An 18,405-nucleotide genomic window follows, 5' to 3' on the forward strand; every position below is an offset into this window, starting at 1 on the left:
GTGTCCAACACCCCCGCACTCCAACGACGGCTCGGCACCTCGAGCGCCGTGTTCATCGGTCTCGGCTCCATGATCGGCGCGGGAGTCTTCGCGGCGTTCACCCCCGCCGCCCAGGCCGCGGGGGCCGGCCTGCTCGTGGGGCTGGTCGTCGCCGCGCTGGTCGCGGCGTGCAACGCCCTGGCGTCCGCGCAGCTCGCGGCGGCGTACCCGACCTCGGGCGGCACGTACGTCTACGGGCGTGAACAGCTGGGCCCGTGGTGGGGCTACCTCGCCGGCTGGAGCTTCGTCGTCGGCAAGACGGCGAGCTGCGCGGCGATGGCGCTGACCTTCGCGAGCTACGCGGCCCCGGCCGGCTGGGAGCGACCGGTCGCCGCCCTGGCCGTGGTGGCCCTCGCCGCCGTCAACTACCGCGGGGTCACCCGCACCGCCCAGCTCGCGCGCATCATCGTGGTGCTCGTGCTCGTGGGCCTCTCGATCGCGGTGGCGGCGAGCGCGAGCACGGGCCTGCCCCGCCTCGCCGAGCTGGACACGTCGGGCATTCTCGCCCACGGGCCGTACGGCATCCTGCAGTCCGCCGGCCTCCTGTTCTTCGCGTTCGCCGGCTACGCGCGCATCGCCACGATGGGCGAGGAGGTGCGCGACCCCTCCCGCACCATCCCGCGCGCGATCATCATCGCCCTTGCGATCACGATCGTCGTCTACGCGGCGGTCGCGGTGAGCCTCCTCGGAGCGCTCGGGGCGGGCGGCCTCGCCCAGACAACGGCCCCCCTTCGCGCTGCGGCGGCGGCGTGGCCGTGGACCGGCCCGGTCGTCACGGTGGCCGCCGCCCTCGCCTCCCTCGGCGCGCTGCTCGCCCTCATCGCCGGGATCGGGCGCACCAGCCTCGCCATGGCCCGCGAGGGCGACCTGCCGCGCTGGCTCTCCGCCGTGCATCCCCGCTTCCATGTGCCGCACCGCGCCGAGGTCGTGCTCGCCGTCATCGTGGTGGCCCTCGTGCTCACTGTCGACCTGCGCGGCGCGATCGGCTTCTCGTCGTTCGGAGTGCTGCTCTACTACTTCGTGGCGAACGTGTCGGCCTTCAGCCAGAAGCGCGAGGCCCGGATGCTCCCCCGCGCGCTGTTCGTCATCGGCGGCGCCGCGTGCCTCCTCCTGGTGGCCACCCTGCCCCTCGTCGCCATCCTCGGCGGCCTCATCGTCCTCGCGGCGGGGATCGCCTATCGGCTGATCGCCATGAGGGTTCTCAGATAAATCGCCAAGCCGAGCCTTCCCTACGTGGCGAAGTGCGGGCGCTCGTGCTTGGCTGTGGCCATGAGCACGCCAGATACCCACTCGAACGAGCCCCACGGCGCCGGGATCACCGGCCGGCTCAACTGGCTGCGCGCCGGGGTGCTGGGCGCCAATGACGGGATCGTCTCGGTCGCCGCCATCGTCGTCGGCGTGGCCGGCGCCACGTCCTCGCTCGCGCCCATCCTGACCGCCGGAGCTGCCGGGCTCGTGGGCGGTGCGATCTCCATGGCCCTCGGCGAGTACGTGTCTGTGAGCAGCCAGCGGGACAGCCAGCGCGCCCTCATCGCGAAGGAGCGCCACGAGCTGGCGACCATGCCGGAGGAGGAGCTGCTCGAGCTCACGGCCCTGTACGAGTCGAAGGGCCTGACCGCCGCGACGGCGGCACAGGTCGCCGAGGAGCTCACCGCGCACGACGCGCTCAGCGCGCACCTGGAGGCGGAGCTCGGCATCAACGAGGAGGACGTGGTCAGCCCGTGGCAGGCGGCCGGGGCATCCGCCCTCGCCTTCTTCATCGGCGCACTGCTGCCCATGCTGGCGATCCTTCTCCCTCCCGCCCCGGTGCGAGTGCCGGTCACCTTCGCGGCGGTGCTGATCGCGCTCGCCCTCACCGGGGCCCTCAGCGCGCGCATCGGCGGCAGCCCGTGGATCCGGCCGACCGTGCGCGTCGTCGTCGGGGGCGCCATCGCGCTCGCGGCGACCTTCCTCATCGGCACCCTGCTCGGCACCACCGGGATCGTGTAGTGGTCAAGATCCTCGTGGTCGAGGACGACCCGGCGATGGGCGCCCTCGTCAAGCACGGCCTCGAGGAGGACGGCTATGAGGTGACGATGGTGACGAACGGCATCGATGCCCTCATCGCGGTCGCCCAGGACGACTTCTCCGCGGCGGCCATCGACGTGATGCTGCCGGAGATGAGCGGGTTCGAGATCTGCCGCCACCTGCGCAAGCAGGGCAACGGGCTGCCGGTCCTGCTGCTCACCGCGCGCGATGCCGTCGAGGACCGCGTGCTCGGCCTCGACTCCGGCGCTGATGACTACCTCACGAAGCCCTTCGCCTTCGCGGAGTTCAGTGCGCGCATCCGGGCACTGGTCCGGCGCGACACCGCCGCGAGCCGGTCCACGCTGCACATCGGAGGGGTCGTGCTCGACGCGGCGTCGGTGCGGGCGACAGCGAACGGCAGGACCTTCCCCCTGAGCTCCAAGGAGTTCGCGCTGCTCTGGACGCTCGGCGCCCGGGCCGGCGAGCCGATGAGCCGCACCGAGATCCTGCAGGAGGTGTGGGGCACCACCCAGTTCATCGACTCGCAGGTCGTGGACCAGTACGTGAGCTACCTCCGGCGCAAGCTCGAGCCGCTCGACGCGGGGGTGTCGATCGTGACCGTCCGCGGGGTGGGGTACCGCGTCGAGGTGCAGCCGTGAGCCGCCTGTCGATCCGGGCGCGCATCACGCTCGGCAGCATCGCCGTGGCCGCCGTCCTCCTGCTCGCGGCCCTCATCCTCGTCCGCGCCCAGTTCGCGTCGATCCTCACCGCGGCCGACTCGAGCCTCGCGCAGAGCGACCTCGCCTCCTTCCAGCAGGACATCCGCGCGAACCCCGACGAGAGCGTCGACGACCCCGGCACCGGGGTGCTCGTCTATGTCAGGAGCCCGGGCGGCGCAGTCGAGGTGAACACACTCCCCCACGACCTCGTCGAGGCAGTGGGGGGCCGCCAGGGCGCCGACGAGCAGTTCGCCTTCACCGATGACGAGGGGCGCGACTTCCTCGTGGTGGGCAGGATCGTGGACACCTCCGAGGGCACCTGGGTGCTGTGGTCCGCGCGCAGCACCTCGTCGAGCGAGCTCGCGCTCGACGGCCTCGACCGCGTGCTCATCGTGGGCGGCATCGTGCTGCTGGTCGGCTTCGCGGTGGCGTCGTGGCTGCTCGCGACGGCGGCCCTCCGCCCGGTCGGTGTGATGCGCCGGCAGGCGGAGCTGCTCGAGACTGACGGCCAGCTGCCCGTGCCCGGCACGCACGACGAGCTCTCCGACCTCGCGACCACCCTCAACGGGTTCCTCGGCCAGGTGCAGGCCGCGAGCCTGCGCGAGAAGCAGATGGTCTCCGACGCCGCCCACGAGCTGCGCACCCCTCTGGCCGCGCTCAAGACCCAGCTCGAACTCGCGCACCGGGACGAAGGGGATGCCGCGGCTCTGGCCGGCCAGTTGCGCGCCGCCGAGGCATCCGTCGACCGCCTCGCGTCGCTCGCGGCCAACCTGCTCGAGCTGAGCCGCCTGGAGTCCCACGAGTCGTCGGCGGAGTCCGCGGCGGCCGCGCTGATAGACGAGTTCACCGGCAGCGTGGACCGGGCGCGCACGCTCGCCATCGCGAGCAGCGTAGCGGTGGAGTTCGACGTGAGCGTGGAGGACGAGTCGGCGCGCTACGCGATCGACGCCCAGGCCTTCGGGCGGCTCGCAGACAACCTCCTCTCCAACGCGCTCAACGCCGTGCCGCGCGACGGCGCGGTGACCGCGGCGCTCTCCCAGTCGGCCGGGGCGCTGGTGCTCACCGTGAGCGACAACGGGCCCGGCATGCCCGACGACTTCCTGCCCGTCGCCTTCGAGCGATTCACGCGGCCGGATGCCTCGCGCACGACATCCACGGGCGGCAGCGGCCTCGGCCTCGCCCTCGTGCAGGCTCTGGCCCACGAGGCGGGCGGAACGGCCTCGGTCGAGAACACCCGCCCGGGCCTTCGGGTGACGGTGGCCCTGCCGAAGATGTGAGGACTCACACGGCCACACCCCCGGCCGTATAGCTCCTCCATAGGTTGCGGCCGGAGGGTGGTCACATGACAACCCAGACGCCCGTTCGACCGGCACTGCCGCAGGGCTTCCCGCCGCTCCCGCGCGTGGACCACCGCCGCACGTACGCCCGCCGTGCGCGCCGCGCCGACCTGCTCGTCATGGCCCTGTGGGCGTCCGGGGCCGCCGCTGCCGCGCTGTTCCTCGCATCGGGGGGCGCCGCGCAGTTCGGCTCGCCCGCCGCGATCGTCACGAGCCTCGGCATCATCGCCGGCCTGATCGGCACCGACTTCATCCTCGTCATGCTCGTGCTCGCGGCCCGCATCCCGCTCATCGACCGCACCATCGGCCACGACCGCGCCATCGCTGTGCACCGGTCGCTCGGCAAGCCGGCGCTCTACCTCATCCTCGGCCACGGCGCCCTGCTGCTCATCGGCTACGGGATGAGCCAGGGCTACAACCCGATCGCGGAGATCGGCCCGATGCTCGCCCTGCCCGACATGCCCATCGCCTTCATCGGCACCGCGCTCCTGATCGCGGTGGTCGTCACATCGCTCGTGGCCGTGCGCCGCAAGTTCAGCTACGAGGGCTGGCACCTCGTGCACCTGCTCAGCTACGTCTCCGTCGCGTTCGCGCTCCCCCACCAGCTGAGCGTGGGCGGGGTCCTCGCGGACGGCACGGCGCAGCGGGTCTACTGGATCGCGCTCTACGTGATCGCGTTCGGCGCCATCCTCACCTTCCGGTTCATCGAGCCGGTGGTGTCGAGCATCCGGCACCGCATCACCGTCTCGGGCGTCAGCACCATCGCGCCCGGCGTGACCTCGATCCACCTCAAGGGGCGCAACCTCCGCGCCCTGGGCACCTCCGGCGGCCAGTTCTTCATCTGGCGGTTCTGGACCGGCCGCACCTGGTGGCACTCGCACCCGATCTCCCTCTCGTCGATGCCGACCGGGTCCTCGGCCCGGATCACGGTGCGCGACCTCGGAAAGGGCAGCTCCCGCATCAGCGCTGTTCCCGTGGGAACCCGCGTGAGCTTCGAGGGGCCCTACGGCCTGTTCACCGACGCCGCCCGCACCTCGCCCAAGCTCGCGATCGTCGCGGCCGGGGTCGGGGTGACGCCGATCCGCGCCCTGCTGGAGCACGCGCAGTTCGCCCCGGGAGAGGCGACGGTGCTGCTGCGAGCCGGAAGCCAGGACGAGACGTACCTGTGGGACGAGATCCGCGACCTTGCCGCCGCGAAGGGCGCCCAGTGCTTCGTGATGGTCGGCCACCGCGCGCGCACCGGCCCGAGCTGGATGTCGGAGACGGATGCCCGGCGCGGCGTCACCCTCCGCGCGACGTTCCCCGACCTGCTCCGCTCCGACCTGTACCTGTGCGGGCCGACCCCCTGGCTCGACTCCATCGAGGCGGATGCCCGTGCCGCGGGCGTGCCCGCCCATCAGATCCACGCAGAGAGGTTCGACTGGTGAGAACACGCGCAGTACTCGGAAGCATCTTCGCCTCGACCGCGGTGCTCGTCGTCGGCTGGCAGGCCGGTGGAGCGGTGATCGCGTCGCACGCGACGAGCACCTCTCAGCCCGCCGTGAGCGGCGCCACGACCGGCACGACGACGGGCGCGGCACCCGCGGCGCCCCAGGCCTCGACACCGGCCAAGACCGCCACCGCGGCACCCGCCACGGCGGCGCCCGTCGCGACCGGTCCGGCCGACGGCACGTACACGGGCTCGAGCGTGGGCACTCGCTTCGGCAGCGTGCAGGTCTCGGTGACGATCGCGGGCGGCGCCATCATCGACGTCACGGCGCTGCACCTCACGGACGCCGACGGCCGTTCCGTGCAGATCAGCAACCGCGCCGCCCCGATACTCCACGACGAGGTAATCGCCTCCCAGTCGGCGAATGTGTCCATGGTGGGCGGCGCGACCTACACGTCCGAGGGGTACCTCACGTCGGTGCAGTCGGCGCTCGACCAGGCGGGCTTCTGATGCGGCACGTGTTCGAGACCATGGGCACGGTCGCCTCGATCGACGGGCCCGACGAGCTGATCCCGTCCATCCAGGACATCCTCGAGCGCTACGAATCGCGCTACAGCCTCTACCGCCCGGAGTCGGAACTGAGCTCGATCGCGCGCGGCACGGTCAAGCTGCCCGACGCGAGCGACGAGCTGATCGCCACGTACACCCGGGCGCTCGCCTGGCGCGGGCGCACCGACGGGGCCTTCACGCCGCACCGGCCGGACGGCGTCCTCGACCTCAACGGCATCGTCAAGGCTGAGGCCATCGAGCGGGCAGGCGTGCTGCTTGACGAGTCGGGATGCCCGGAGTGGACGGTCAACGTCGGCGGCGACATCCTCGCCCGCAGCGCGGAGCCCATCGGGATCGTCGACCCGCACCGCCCCAGATCCCTGCTGTGCTCCGTGGTGCTGCGCGACGGCCGCCGCGCTCTTGCCACCTCGGGCAGCGCCGAGCGCGGCGACCACATCTGGCTCGGCGGCAGTCGCGCACCCGCCCGCTTCGTGCAGGTGACCGTGATCGCCGACGACATCGTGACTGCCGACGTGCTGGCGACCGCGATCGTCGCGGGCGGGCCCACCGCGCTGGACGATCTCACCGACCGCTGGGACATCGACGTTCTCGCCGTCGACCGCGAGGGGGCGCTCGTCGCCACCCCCGGCTTCCGGCACGCCCTGGCGGAGCCCTCGACGGTGTGAGCCCCGGCTCTAGGCCAGCAGCGCCTGCTCGAGGTCGGCGATCAGGTCGTCGGCGTTCTCGATACCGACGGAGAGGCGCAGCATGTCGGAGGGCACCGGGGAGCCGGCCCCCTCGATGCTCGCGCGGTGCTCGATGAGGCTCTCGACGCCGCCGAGCGAGGTGGCGCGCTTCCACAGCCTCGTGCTCGCCGCGACGGCGATCGCGGACTGCTCGCCGCCGGCGACGCGCAGGGAGAGCATCCCGCCGAAACCGCCGGTCATCTGCCTCGCGGCCGTCTCGTGGCCGGCACTGCTCGGAAGCCCCGGGTAGAGCACCTCCGCGATCAGCTCGTGCCCGTGGAAGTGCTCCGCGATCCGCTGGGCCGAGGCGCTCGCCGCGCGGACCCGGAGGAAGAGCGTGCGCATCCCGCGCAGCAGCAGCCACGACTCCATTGAGCCCAGCGTGCCGCCGCCCTGCGCGCGCACGGCGCGGACCCGCTGCCAGTGCTCGTTGTCGGCCCGCGTCGTGACGCTGCCGGCAGTGAGGTCCGAGTGGCCGTTCAGGTACTTGGTCGCCGAGTGCATGACGAGGTCGGCGCCCAGGTCGAGCGGCTGCGTCAGGACCGGGCTCGCGGTGGTCGAGTCGACAGCCAGGAGCGCTCCCGCCGAGTGCGCGATCTCGGCGGTCGCGGCGATGTCAGTGATGGTCCAGAGGGGGTTGGCGGGCGTCTCGATCCAGACCAGCTTCGTCAACCCGGGACGGACGGCGGCCGCGACGGCCGACGGGTCGGTCATGTCGATCAGCTCGACGTCGAGCCCCCACGAGGTCGCGAAGCCCAGCAGCCAGTTGCGCAGGCTCCAGTACATGACCTCCGGCGCGAGCACGTGGTCGCCCGGTCGCAGACCCTGGAACACGGCGGTCGCCGCCGCCATGCCGCTCGCGAACAGCATCGTGCTGTGCCCGTGCTCGAGCTCGGTGATGAGAGCCTCGGGCTGGTCGAACGCCGGGTTCTGGTCGCGCATGTACACGCGCCCCGAGCGGTAGCCGTTGTCGGGGTCGCGGAGGTACGTGCTCGACATGTGGACAGGAGGGCTGATGGCACGGGTCGCATCATCGACCCAGCCGAGTCCCTGGGCGGTGCGGCTCTCGGGATGCATCGGTTCGGTGGCCATTCGCCCATGCTAGCTACCCGCCCCCACGGGCATCCCGAGACAGGTGCTTCTTTTCGTTGGGCTAGACAACTATTACCCGGACCGGATAAGTTCTGGGAGTCGACATAATTGCCGACGAGCGGTGCACCGTTACATAGGAGTGACGAAGTGCTCTGCGCGAGCCCTAGCCGGCCGCGCGGGTTGTCCCTCCTCTGGACTGCGAGACGTCGTGGTCGAAATTGATGCAGCATTCAGAGAGGAAAGCAATCAATGTCTGTAAAGAAAGTCATCGCACTTGCCGCAGCAGCGACAATCGCACTGAGCATGGCCGCTTGTTCGAGTAACGGCGGAGGCACGGACTCCGCCGCCGGAGGCGACTGCAACGTCGGCATCTCGATGCCCACGCGCAGCCTCGAGCGCTGGATCAACGACGGCGAGGGCCTGCAGGCGAAGCTCGAGGAGGCTGGCTGCACGGTCGACCTCCAGTACGCCGACAACAAGACCGACCAGCAGATCAGCCAGATTCAGAACCAGATCGCCGGCGGGGCGAAGATCCTCGTCATCGCGGCGATCGACGGCTCGGCGCTCGGCCCGGTCCTCGATGAGGCCAAGAAGCAGGACGCCACGATCATCGCGTACGACCGCCTCATCAACGGCAGCGAGAACGTCGACTACTACGCGACCTTCGACAACTACAAGGTGGGCACGCTCCAGGGCAAGTTCATCGAGGAGAAGCTGGGCCTCGCCGACGGCGCCGGGCCGTTCAACCTGGAGCCGTTCGCGGGCAGCCCCGACGACAACAACGCGAAGTTCTTCTTCGCCGGCGCGTGGGACGTGCTGCTCCCCTATGTCGAGAAGGGCCAGCTGGTCGTTCCCAGCGGCAAGTCCCCCGGATCTGACGACGACTGGGCGAGTATCGGCATCCAGGGCTGGGCGTCCGACAAGGCCCAGGCCGAGATGGACAACCGCCTCTCGTCGTTCTACACGGGCGACCAGAAGGTCGACGTGGTGCTCTCGCCGAACGACAGCCTGGCCATCGGCATCGAGGCATCCCTGAAGACGGCCGGCTACACGCCGGGCGACGGCTACCCGATCATCACGGGCCAGGATGCCGACAAGGCCAACGTCAAGGCGCTGCTCGACGGCACGCAGGCGATGACCGTCTGGAAGGACACCCGCGCGCTGGGTGACCGCGTGTTCCAGATGATCACGTCCATCAATGCCGGAGAAGACGTCGAGGTGAACGACACCAAGACGTACGACAACGGCAAGAAGGTGGTTCCGTCGTTCCTGCTGGACCCTGAGGTCGTCGTCAAGGACGATGTGCAGACGAAGCTCATCGACTCCGGCTTCCTCAAGGCGTCGGACGTCGGGCTCTAACCGACAACGGGGTGGCTCCTCCACCGGGGGAGCCACCCCTTTTCCTGTGTCTGCTCCTCCTGTTCCTGCGGACACTCCTCGACAGCAAGTGAAGGACTGACGTGAACCAACCGATTCTCCGGATGGAGAACATCTCCAAGGACTTCAACGGGATCAAGGCCCTCGAGAATGTGACCGTCGACGTCGCGCGCGGCGAGGTGCACGCCATCTGCGGCGAGAACGGCGCGGGCAAGTCGACGCTGATGAAGGTGCTCAGCGGCGTCTACCCGACCGGGAGCTACGAGGGCACGATCACGTTCGACGGCGAGCCCGTGCACTTCAAGGACATCAACGACAGCGAGGCGAAGGGCATCGTCATCATCCACCAGGAGCTCGCGCTGAGCCCCTACCTCTCGGTGGCCGAGAACATCTTCCTCGGCAACGAGATCCAGTCGCGGGGCGTCATCGACTGGAACCGGACCAACCTCGAGGCCCAGAAGCTCCTGGCCCGAGTGGGCCTCGACGAGAACCCGGCGACCAAGGTGCTCGAGCTCGGCGTGGGGAAGCAGCAGCTTGTCGAGATCGCGAAGGCGCTCTCCAAGCGGGTGAAGCTCCTGATCCTGGACGAGCCGACGGCGGCCCTCAACGACGAGGACTCCAGCCACCTGCTCGACCTCATCGACCACCTCCGCGGGCAGGGCATCACGTGCATCATCATCAGCCACAAGCTCCGCGAGGTCCGGCGCATCGCCGACACCGTGACGGTCATCCGTGACGGCAAGACGATCGCCACGATGGACGCCAAGTCCCCGGAGACCACCGAGAGCGCGATCATCCGCGCGATGGTCGGGCGGGACCTCAACAGCATGTTCCCCCCGCGCGACCCGCAGATCGGCGCGGAGCTCTTCCGGGTGGAGGACTGGAGCGTGTTCCATCCCGTCGACACCAACCGGCCCATCGTGGAGAACGCGAGCTTCCACGTGAACGCGGGCGAGATCGTCGGGTTCGCGGGGCTCATGGGCGCCGGGCGCACCGAGCTCGCGATGAGCATCTTCGGCCGCAGCTGGGGCTCCAGGATCTCGGGCAGGGCGTTCAAGCGCGGCGAGGAGATCCAGCTCCGCACGGTCGACGAGGCCATTAGGAACGGGCTCGCGTACGCCACGGAGGACCGCAAGCGCTACGGCCTGAACCTCATCGGCGACATCACCGTCAACGTGTCGGCGGCGGCCCTCGCGCGGCTGGCAAGGATCGGCGTCGTCGACCGGTTCCGCGAGTACAAGGTCGCCGACTCCTACCGCTACAAGATGAATATCAAGGCGCCCAGCGTCACGGCGATCACCGGGAAGCTCTCGGGCGGCAACCAGCAGAAGGTCGTGCTCAGCAAGTGGATCTTCTCGGGCCCCGACGTCCTGATCCTCGACGAGCCCACCCGCGGAATCGACGTCGGCGCGAAGTACGAGATCTACGGGATCATCAACGAGCTCGCCGCCCAGGGCAAAGCCGTGATCGTCATCTCCTCAGAGCTCCCCGAGGTGATCGGACTGTCCGACCGCATCTACACCATCTCTGACGGCCGCATCAGCGGAGAAGTCAGCCGCAAGGACGCGGACCAAGAAACTCTCATGCACTACATGACTGCCGGAAGGAACCAGGTCTCATGACCGCTGCACACACCCCCACTCGCAAGGCGGGCATCCCGAAGCTCTCGGTCAACCTGCGGCAGTACGGCATCCTCGCCGCGCTGGTCATCATCATCATCCTGTTCGAGGTGCTCACCAAGGGCCGGCTCCTCATGCCGGGCAACGTCAACAACCTGATCCAGCAGAACGCCTACGTGCTGATCCTCGCGATGGGCATGGTGATCGTCATCATCGCCGGGCATATCGACCTCTCCGTCGGCTCGGTGGTCGCCATGGTCGGGGCTGTCGCCGCGATCTCCATGAACAACTGGGGGCTGCCATGGTGGCTCGCGGTCATCCTGTCGATCGTGGTCGGCGCGCTCGTCGGCGCGTGGCAGGGCTTCTGGGTGGCGTTCGTCGGCATACCCGCGTTCATCGTGACGCTCGCGGGCATGCTCCTCTTCCGAGGCCTCACCCTCGTCCTCCTCACGGGCGGGACGATCAGCGGGCTCCCCGCGGAGTTCACTGCGATCGGCGCCGGATGGCTGCCGCCCGCGCTCGGCGAGATCGCCGGCCGCGACCTCCTGACGGTGCTCATCGGCCTGGTCTCCTCGATCGCGCTCGTCGCGTCGCAGCTGCGCACGCGCTCGACCCTGCGCCGCCTCGAGCTGCCCATGGAGGCCGCGGTCTCCTTCTGGGCGAAGACGCTGCTCATGGTGGCGGCGATCATGGCCGTGGCGTGGACCCTCGGCGGCTACAGCGGCACGCCGATCATCCTCGTCATCCTCGCGGTGCTCATCCTCGTGTACACGTTCGTGCTGGGCCAGACGGTCTTCGGCCGCCACGTGTACGCCATGGGCGGCAACCTGTTCGCCGCGATCATGAGCGGCGTCAAGACCAAGTGGGTGAACTTCTTCATCTTCGTGAATATGGGCGCCCTCGCCGGGCTCGCCGGCGTCGTCAGCACTGCACGGGCGGGAAGCGCCGTGGCATCCGCGGGCCAGAACTACGAGCTGGACGCCATCGCGGCGGTCTTCATCGGCGGTGCCGCCGTCCAGGGCGGCATCGGCACGGTCGGCGGCGCGGTCATCGGCGGCCTCGTCATGGGCGTGCTGAACATGGGGTTGTCGATCCTGTCGGTGGATGCCGCGTGGCAGATGGCGATCAAGGGACTCGTGCTGCTGCTCGCCGTCGCCTTCGACATCTTCAACAAGCGCCGCGCCGGGGGACGGTAGAATTCGACGACGTGAACCGGAGGAGGGCGGCGGTGACGAGGCGTGACGAACACTGCTGCATCGCCGGTCCTCCTTTCCGGGGAAGCACTCTCTAGCAACGAGTTCATCCGCCGGCGCAACCTGTCCGCGGTACTCACGCTGCTGCACCACGGCGGCCCCGCGTCGCGCGCTGAGGTCTCGCGCGGCACCGGGCTCACGCGCTCGACCATCACGGGCATCGTCGCGGAACTCGCCGACCTGGGCCTCGTGCGCGAGGGTGAAGCGCCGTCCGCCACGGGGCGGGCCGGGCGTCCCAGTTCCAACATCGAGGCCAACTCGGAGGTCGCCGCGCTGTCGGTGCACCCCGACACCGATGCCGTGACGGTGGCGCTCGTGGGGCTGGGCGGCGAGGTGCTCGCGCGTCTGCGCCACAACACGTCCTCGATCCTCGACGCGAAGCGCATGGTGAGGACCGTGGACACCCTGGTCGAGACCATGCGGGCCGACATCGACCGGCACTACCGCCTGGTGGGCGTCGGGCTCGGCGTCCCGGGCCTCGTGCGCGAGACCGACGGGCGGGTCCTGCTCGCACCCCACCTGAAGTGGAAGAACGAGGACGTCGCCCACGACCTCGCCCGAGCGCTCGGGCTGCCCGTCATCGCGGGGAACGACGCCAGTCTCGGCGCGCTGGCGGAGTACCGGTTCGGGGCCGGCGAGGGCGCGCGGGACCTGCTCTTCGTCAACGGCACCACCAGCGGCATCGGCGGCGGGGTCGTCATCGGCGGCTCCCTCCTGAGCGGCACCGAGGGGTACGCCGGCGAGATGGGGCACACGCTCGTCCGCACCAACGGCAAGCGCTGCTACTGCGGGCGCTCCGGATGCCTCGAGGCCGAGGTCAGCCTCACCAACCTGATGCCGTTCCTGCGCTCCGGGACTATCGACGAGGACGAGCTCGACATCGAGCTGGGCGTCGCCCGCGACCCGCGGCTGCTCGCGGAGGTCGCGCGCCAGGTGGAGCTCCTCTCGGAGGCACTCACCAACTTCGTGAACCTCTTCAACCCCGAGGTGGTGATCCTCGGCGGATACCTCGGGGCGCTGCTCTCGGTGAGCCGAGAGCGCCTCACCGAGGCCGTGCGGGTGCGGCCCCTCGGCGGCGAGGCGCGGAGCATCCGGCTGGAGCGGGCCCGGCTGCGGTCGCGGCTGATGCTCATCGGGCCCGCTGAGCTGGCCTTCGGGCGCCTGCTGCAGGACCCCGCGAGTTTCGAGTTCCCCACCCCGGGCTGACGCTCCGGGTAGCCTCGCGGTATGGGCAGCACTCAACTCCTCACGCTCGTGGTCGTCGGTGTCGTGCTCGTCATCGGGCTCGTCTCCTTCTTCGCCGGGCGCATCGGCGTTGCGGCCCCGCTGGCGCTCACCGTCGTCGGTGTCGCGGTCGGCGCGATCCCGGCGGTGCCCCACTTCGACGTGGAGCCGGAGCTGGTGCTGACCGTGATCCTCCCCCCGCTGCTCTACGCGGCGGCGCGGCAGGTCCCCCTGGTCGACTTCCGCCGCAACCTCCGGGTGATCGGCTTCCTCGCGATCGTCCTCGTGGTGGTCTCCGCCGTGCTCGTCGGCATCGCCGTCCACCTCATCTGGGTCACCGTGCCGATCGCGCTCGCGATCGCGCTCGGCGCGGTGGTCGCGCCGCCCGACGCCGTCGCGGCGACCAGCCTCGGCAAGCGGCTCGGGCTGCCTCCCCGCATCGTCACGATCCTCGAGGGCGAGGGCCTCGTCAACGACGCCACCGCGCTCGTGCTCCTCTCCACCGTGCTCGGGATCGTGACCACGTCCACCGAGGGCGTCAACGGGTGGATGATCGGGCTCACGTTCCTCTGGGCGGTAGTCGGGGCGGTGCTCGTCGGGGCCGTCCTGGGCGCGGCATCCGTCGCCCTTCGCCGCCGGCTCACCGACCCGGTGCTGGACGCCGCACTCTCCCTCGCCGTGCCGTTCGTCGCCTATCTCGCGGGCGAGGCGGTGCACGCCTCCGGCGTCGTGGCCGTCGTCGTCGCGGGCATCCTCGTCGGCAACCAGGGCGCGTACCGCATCCGCGCGACCTTCCGCCTCGCCGAGTCGGGCACCTGGCGCATCGTGACGCTGCTGGTGGAGAACGCCGTGTTCCTGTTCATGGGGTTCCAGCTCTGGCCCATCGTCGGCGAGGTGGCCGAGGGCGGCGAGCTGGTGGGCACGCTCGGCGTCGCCGGCCTCGTGATCGTCCTGCTCGTCGGCATCCGGTTCGCTGCGATGCCGCCCCTGTTGTGGTCGATCCGCCGCCGCTACCGCAGGCGCGCCGCCCGGGCGGACCGGACGATGAGCCGGTTCGAGAACGTGACCGAGGAGGACTTCCAGCAGCGCGCCGCGAACTTCCGGCAGCTGGGCATCAAGCAGTCGCCGATCAGGAGCTTCACCCGCGGCGTCAGGGCCAGGCTCGGCATCGTCACGAAGCGCGACAAGGAGGCGCGCGACCGGATCGTGGCGCAGCTCGCCGAGCTCGAGAAGAATCCGCCGGCCCCGATCGAGACCGACGAGAGAACACGGCGGCGCTTCTCCGAGGCGTTCCGGAACTTCCGGAAGCGGCTCGACCAGCAGAGCAACGACCTCACCGCCGAGCGCGACCAGGCGCTCGGGTGGCGCGACGGCGTGATCCTCGGACTCTCGGGGATGCGCGGGGTCGTCACGGTCGCGGCGGTGCAGACCATCCCCGAGGGCCAGCCGATGCGCGAGTCCCTCGTGCTCGTGGCGTTCGCGGTGGCGATCGTCACCCTCGTCGTGCAGGGACTGCTGCTGCCCCCGGTAGTGCGACGGCTGCGCCCGGCGGCGGACACCCCCGGCGATGAGCGGCGCGAGGTGTACGAGCTCCGCAAGCTGATGAAGGAGGCGGGCGACGCGGCGGTACTCGCCGCGGTCGGAGCGGCCGAGGCATCCGGGTCGCCGGTGCAGCCGGAGGTGCTCGACGAGGTGAAGGCGCAGGGCGAGACCTGGCTCGGCCGCCTGGAGATCTGGTCGCAGGCCGACCTGAGCGACCCGGACAACTCGGTCGCGCAGTTCCAGCGCCTGCGGCGGGTGCAGCTGGAGGCGGAGCGCGCCGAGCTCCGCGAGGCCTACGAGGTGGGCGCGTTCTCGACCGAGGCGATCGACGTGCTCCGCGCCGCCCTCGACTCGGAGGAGATCTCGCTCGACGCGGGCGACAGCCGCAGTGGCGGAGCCTGAGGCACCGCGCCGCCGCGCCCGCCCCACCGCCCGCCGCCGCGCCCGCCCATCGCTGCCCGTCGCCCCCGCCCGTCGCGCACCGCCCGGTGCGAAATGCAGGAGGTGAGCGCTCCCAGCGGGGCAGGGCACCCGGATTTGCTGGCCGAGATGCTCGGGCATCCTGCATTTCGCGCGCTGCGGTTGGGGCGGCGCTGCGGTGCGGGGGCGGCGGGGCTGTCGCGGCGGGCGGCGGGGCGGGCGCGGCACCGCAGGCCGTGCGCGCGAAGGTTCTTGCGCTCCCTCTGAACCCGAGGTAACCTACAACCAAATGGTTGTATTAGAACTCACTGACGACGACGTGGACCGCATGTTCCGGGCCCTCGCCGACGCGACGCGGCGTGACATTGTGCGGCGGACCCTCGCCGCCGACATCTCCGTGTCCCAGTTGGCGGAGGCCTACGACATGTCGTTCGCCGCCGTCCAGAAGCACGTCGCGGTGCTGGAGGAGGCGAGGCTCGTGACAAAGGAACCACGCGGTCGCGAGCGGATGGTGCGGGCCAGCGCCGACCGTATCCGCCAGGCGCAGCGCCTGCTCGACCAGTTCGAGCACCTCTGGCGGTCGCGGATCGACCGCCTCGAAGCCCTGCTCGCCGAAGACCCGTCCGAACACTGACCGAAAGGCGCACCATGCCCATCACCTCTGTCGAGAAGGACCTCGACCAGCTCACCATCACGATCGTCGCCGACTTCACCGCTCCCCTGCGCCGGCTCTGGGACGCGTACGCCGACCCGCGCCAGATCGAGCGCTTCTGGGGTCCGCCGACCTATCCCGCGACCTTCCTCAGGCACGACGCGGCCGTGGGCGGGCGCAGCATCTACAAGATGACCGGCCCCGAGGGCGACGAGCACTTCGGATGCTGGGACTGGACGGCCGCGGAGGCTCCGAACTCCTTCGAGGTGGTCGACTGGTTCGCCGACGAGACCGGCGCCCCCAACCCCAGCCTGCCCGCGACCCGCGTGGACTTCGTGTTCGAGGCGACGGACACCGGCTCGCGGCTCACGACGACCACGCGCTTCGACTCGCTCGAGCAGATGCAGGAGCTGCTCGACATGCACGTGCTCGAGGGCACCAGGGAGGCGATGTCCCAGATCGACGCCGTGCTCGCCGACCTCGCCGCCTTCGCCGCCGGCCGCTCGGTCGAGACGCAGCTGCTGGGCGACACCCGGGCGCGCTTCACGCGCGTCATCCGCGGAACCGTGGACCAGGTCTGGCGCGCGCACAACGAGGCCGAGCTCCTGAGGAAGTGGCAGTTGGGTCCGGAGGGCTGGACCATGCCGGTCTGCGAGGTCGCCGCCAAGGTCGGCGACGTCTACCGGTACGAGTGGGAGCGCGAGGGCGGCGCCGATCGCTTCGGATTCACCGGCGAGCTCCTGGAGCTCCGGGCGCCGAACCGTGCCGTCACCACCGAGTCGATGATCGGTATGGAGGGCGGCACGGTCAACGAGCTGACCCTGACCGCCGTCGAGGGCGGCACCCTCCTCACCCTCGTGACTACCTACGAGAGCCCCGAGCAGCGCGAGATGATCCTCGCGACCGGCATGGCCGACGGCATGGAGACGAGTTACGCGCGGCTGGAGGGCGTGCTGGCCGCGTAGTCAGCTGCGCCGCCACCCCTCCTCGGCGCGGATCGCCCCCGCGATGCGACGGCTGATCTCCGCCAGCTGCCGGGTCTGGGCCTGCGTGAGCGCATCGAGCACGAGCCTGCGCACGGTCCCGACATGGCCGGGGGTAGCCAGGCGGAACCTCTCGACGCCGTCGGCGGTCAGCGCCGCGAGCGTGTACCTCCCGTCGGCGGGGTCGGGCCTCCTCAGGACCCAGCCTCTGCCCTCGAGCCGGGTCACGGCGCGCGAGAGTCGCGTGAGCGAGCTGTTGGCGAAGCCGGCGAGCACGCTCATGCGGAGGGTGTGCTCGTCGGCGTCCGCGAGGGCGAAGAGGATGCCGTACTCGAAGTGGGTGAGTTCGGCGTCGCGCAGCAGCTGGGCGTCGAGTGCGGGCGGCAGCCACTCGAGAACGGTGGCCAGCGCCGCCCAGGTGTCGAGATCGTCGCCGCTGAGGGCCGTCGGATCGGGCATCCCTCAAGCGTAGCTGACTTGCTTGGTAAAGTCATTGATGGCACAGTTCACTTGACTGAGCAAGCAATGGAGGCATCGCATGGAGTTACACCTGGCGGGCAAGAGCGCATTCGTGAGCGGATCGACGCAGGGGATCGGCTTCGCGATCGCACGCGCCCTGCTCGCCGAGGGGGTCGCCGTGACGATCAACGGCCGCGACGAGGGCAGGGTGCGGGAGGCGGTCCGGCGCCTGGGAGAGGGCGCGACCGGGATCGCCGCGGACTTCGGCGACCCCGAGCAGGTGGCGAGCCTTCTCAGCGGGCTCGGGGACGTCGACATCCTCGTCAACAACGTGGGCCTCTTCGAGGTGGCCCCGTTCGACGCCGTCACCGACGACGACTGGCAGCGCTACTTCGACGTCAACCTCATGAGCGGCGTGCGGCTCTCGCGCGGCCTGCTCCCCGGCATGATCGAGCGCGGCTGGGGCCGCGTCATCTTCATCAGCAGCGAGTCGGGCGTGAACGTCCCGGCCGACATGGTGCACTACGGAACGACGAAGGCCGGGATGCTCGCCCTCGGCAACGGCCTCGCCAAACTCACCCGCGGCACCGGCGTGACAGTGAACTCAATCCTCGGCGGGCCCACCTTCTCCGACGGGGTGGCCGACGCCGTGGCGCAGATCGCGCAGGCCCAGGGTCTGGCTGCCGACGCCCTCAAGGCCGCGATCATCGGCGGGAACCCGACGAGTCTCATCGAGCGGTTCATCGAGCCGGAGGAGATCGCGACCCTCGCGGTCTACCTGGCGAGCCCGGTGTCGTCGGCGACGAACGGCGCAGCGATGCGGGCGGACGGCGGAGTGCTCACGGGACTGCTCTGAACGGCTGATCTGGCAGCAATACCTTCCATAGGATACTATTTTGGAAGGTTTAGCTAGCACGGGGGTGAGATACGTGGTGCAGCGGCGATCAGTGCGCCAGGA

At 70.2% G+C, this 18,405-nt stretch carries 17 protein-coding genes; 15 read left to right on the plus strand and 2 right to left on the minus strand.

The genetic code is table 11. The features are described from left to right. The 7 genes from AC1RTC_RS11910 to AC1RTC_RS11940 all read left to right on the plus strand — a co-directional run bounded on the left by AC1RTC_RS11910 (window position 1) and on the right by AC1RTC_RS11940 (window position 6,766). Window positions 1-1,248, plus strand: a complete 1,248-nt coding sequence (locus tag AC1RTC_RS11910; RefSeq protein WP_493155902.1) for an APC family permease — start codon at window positions 1-3, stop codon at window positions 1,246-1,248. 60 nt (window positions 1,249-1,308) lie between these two features. Next, window positions 1,309-2,028, plus strand: coding sequence for a VIT1/CCC1 transporter family protein (locus tag AC1RTC_RS11915; protein ID WP_493155904.1), 720 nt, complete (start codon window positions 1,309-1,311; stop codon window positions 2,026-2,028). Next, window positions 2,028-2,705: a response regulator transcription factor gene (locus tag AC1RTC_RS11920; protein WP_493155906.1), complete on the plus strand. Its 678-nt coding sequence runs from the start codon at window positions 2,028-2,030 to the stop codon at window positions 2,703-2,705. The genes AC1RTC_RS11915 and AC1RTC_RS11920 overlap by 1 nt, the downstream gene beginning before the upstream one ends. After that, a complete protein-coding gene (locus AC1RTC_RS11925) occupies window positions 2,702-4,042 on the plus strand; it encodes a sensor histidine kinase (protein WP_493155908.1) in 1,341 nt (446 codons plus the stop codon). Before AC1RTC_RS11920 ends, AC1RTC_RS11925 begins: the two co-directional genes overlap by 4 nt. Window positions 4,043-4,107: 65 nt before the next feature. After that, window positions 4,108-5,529, plus strand: coding sequence for a ferredoxin reductase family protein (locus AC1RTC_RS11930; protein WP_493155910.1), 1,422 nt, complete (start codon window positions 4,108-4,110; stop codon window positions 5,527-5,529). Next, on the plus strand, window positions 5,526-6,041 hold the full coding sequence (locus AC1RTC_RS11935; protein ID WP_493155912.1) for an FMN-binding protein: 516 nt from the start codon (window positions 5,526-5,528) through the stop codon (window positions 6,039-6,041). Before AC1RTC_RS11930 ends, AC1RTC_RS11935 begins: the two co-directional genes overlap by 4 nt. Beyond that, complete coding sequence (locus tag AC1RTC_RS11940) at window positions 6,041-6,766, plus strand: FAD:protein FMN transferase (RefSeq protein WP_493155913.1); 726 nt, start codon at window positions 6,041-6,043, stop codon at window positions 6,764-6,766. Before AC1RTC_RS11935 ends, AC1RTC_RS11940 begins: the two co-directional genes overlap by 1 nt. 9 nt (window positions 6,767-6,775) lie before the next feature. On the opposite strand, the gene AC1RTC_RS11945 is transcribed toward AC1RTC_RS11940, so the two are convergent. Further along, window positions 6,776-7,918 carry a trans-sulfuration enzyme family protein gene (locus tag AC1RTC_RS11945; RefSeq protein ID WP_493155915.1) on the minus strand — a complete coding sequence of 381 codons (1,143 nt, stop codon included), beginning with the start codon at window positions 7,916-7,918 and terminating at the stop codon, window positions 6,776-6,778. 249 nt (window positions 7,919-8,167) lie between these two features. Here AC1RTC_RS11945 and chvE point away from each other — a divergent pair, with 249 nt between their 5' ends. The 7 genes from chvE (at window position 8,168) to AC1RTC_RS11980 (ending at window position 16,970) form a co-directional block, all read left to right on the plus strand. Next, window positions 8,168-9,277 carry a multiple monosaccharide ABC transporter substrate-binding protein gene (gene chvE / locus AC1RTC_RS11950; protein WP_493155917.1) on the plus strand — a complete coding sequence of 370 codons (1,110 nt, stop codon included), beginning with the start codon at window positions 8,168-8,170 and terminating at the stop codon, window positions 9,275-9,277. A gap of 122 nt (window positions 9,278-9,399) precedes the next feature. Further along, window positions 9,400-10,917 (plus strand): multiple monosaccharide ABC transporter ATP-binding protein, encoded by a 1,518-nt coding sequence (gene mmsA / locus AC1RTC_RS11955; RefSeq protein WP_493155998.1) that lies wholly within the window; start codon window positions 9,400-9,402, stop codon window positions 10,915-10,917. Beyond that, on the plus strand, window positions 10,914-12,110 hold the full coding sequence (gene mmsB / locus AC1RTC_RS11960) for a multiple monosaccharide ABC transporter permease (RefSeq protein WP_493155919.1): 1,197 nt from the start codon (window positions 10,914-10,916) through the stop codon (window positions 12,108-12,110). Before mmsA ends, mmsB begins: the two co-directional genes overlap by 4 nt. Before the next feature lie 42 nt (window positions 12,111-12,152). Then, window positions 12,153-13,373, plus strand: coding sequence for an ROK family protein (locus AC1RTC_RS11965; RefSeq protein WP_493155920.1), 1,221 nt, complete (start codon window positions 12,153-12,155; stop codon window positions 13,371-13,373). A 21-nt stretch (window positions 13,374-13,394) separates the two neighbouring features. After that, window positions 13,395-15,335: a cation:proton antiporter gene (locus AC1RTC_RS11970; RefSeq protein WP_493155922.1), complete on the plus strand. Its 1,941-nt coding sequence runs from the start codon at window positions 13,395-13,397 to the stop codon at window positions 15,333-15,335. A gap of 307 nt (window positions 15,336-15,642) precedes the next feature. Continuing rightward, the gene (locus AC1RTC_RS11975; protein WP_493155924.1) at window positions 15,643-15,987 is read left to right on the plus strand and encodes an ArsR/SmtB family transcription factor; all 345 of its coding nucleotides are present in this window, start codon (window positions 15,643-15,645) and stop codon (window positions 15,985-15,987) included. A gap of 14 nt (window positions 15,988-16,001) precedes the next feature. After that, window positions 16,002-16,970, plus strand: coding sequence for an SRPBCC family protein (locus AC1RTC_RS11980; protein WP_493155926.1), 969 nt, complete (start codon window positions 16,002-16,004; stop codon window positions 16,968-16,970). Here the strand turns inward: AC1RTC_RS11980 and AC1RTC_RS11985 are convergent, their stop codons facing one another. Continuing rightward, window positions 16,971-17,447 (minus strand): MarR family winged helix-turn-helix transcriptional regulator, encoded by a 477-nt coding sequence (locus AC1RTC_RS11985; RefSeq protein WP_493155928.1) that lies wholly within the window; start codon window positions 17,445-17,447, stop codon window positions 16,971-16,973. Between the two features lie 79 nt (window positions 17,448-17,526). Between AC1RTC_RS11985 and AC1RTC_RS11990 the strand changes: the two genes are divergently transcribed. Next, entirely contained in the window at window positions 17,527-18,303 is a 777-nt protein-coding gene (locus tag AC1RTC_RS11990) for an SDR family NAD(P)-dependent oxidoreductase (protein WP_493155929.1), read from the plus strand. Window positions 18,304-18,405 lie beyond the last annotated feature (102 nt).

Source organism: Rhodoglobus sp. GW821-FHT12B09 (assembly GCF_058809925.1).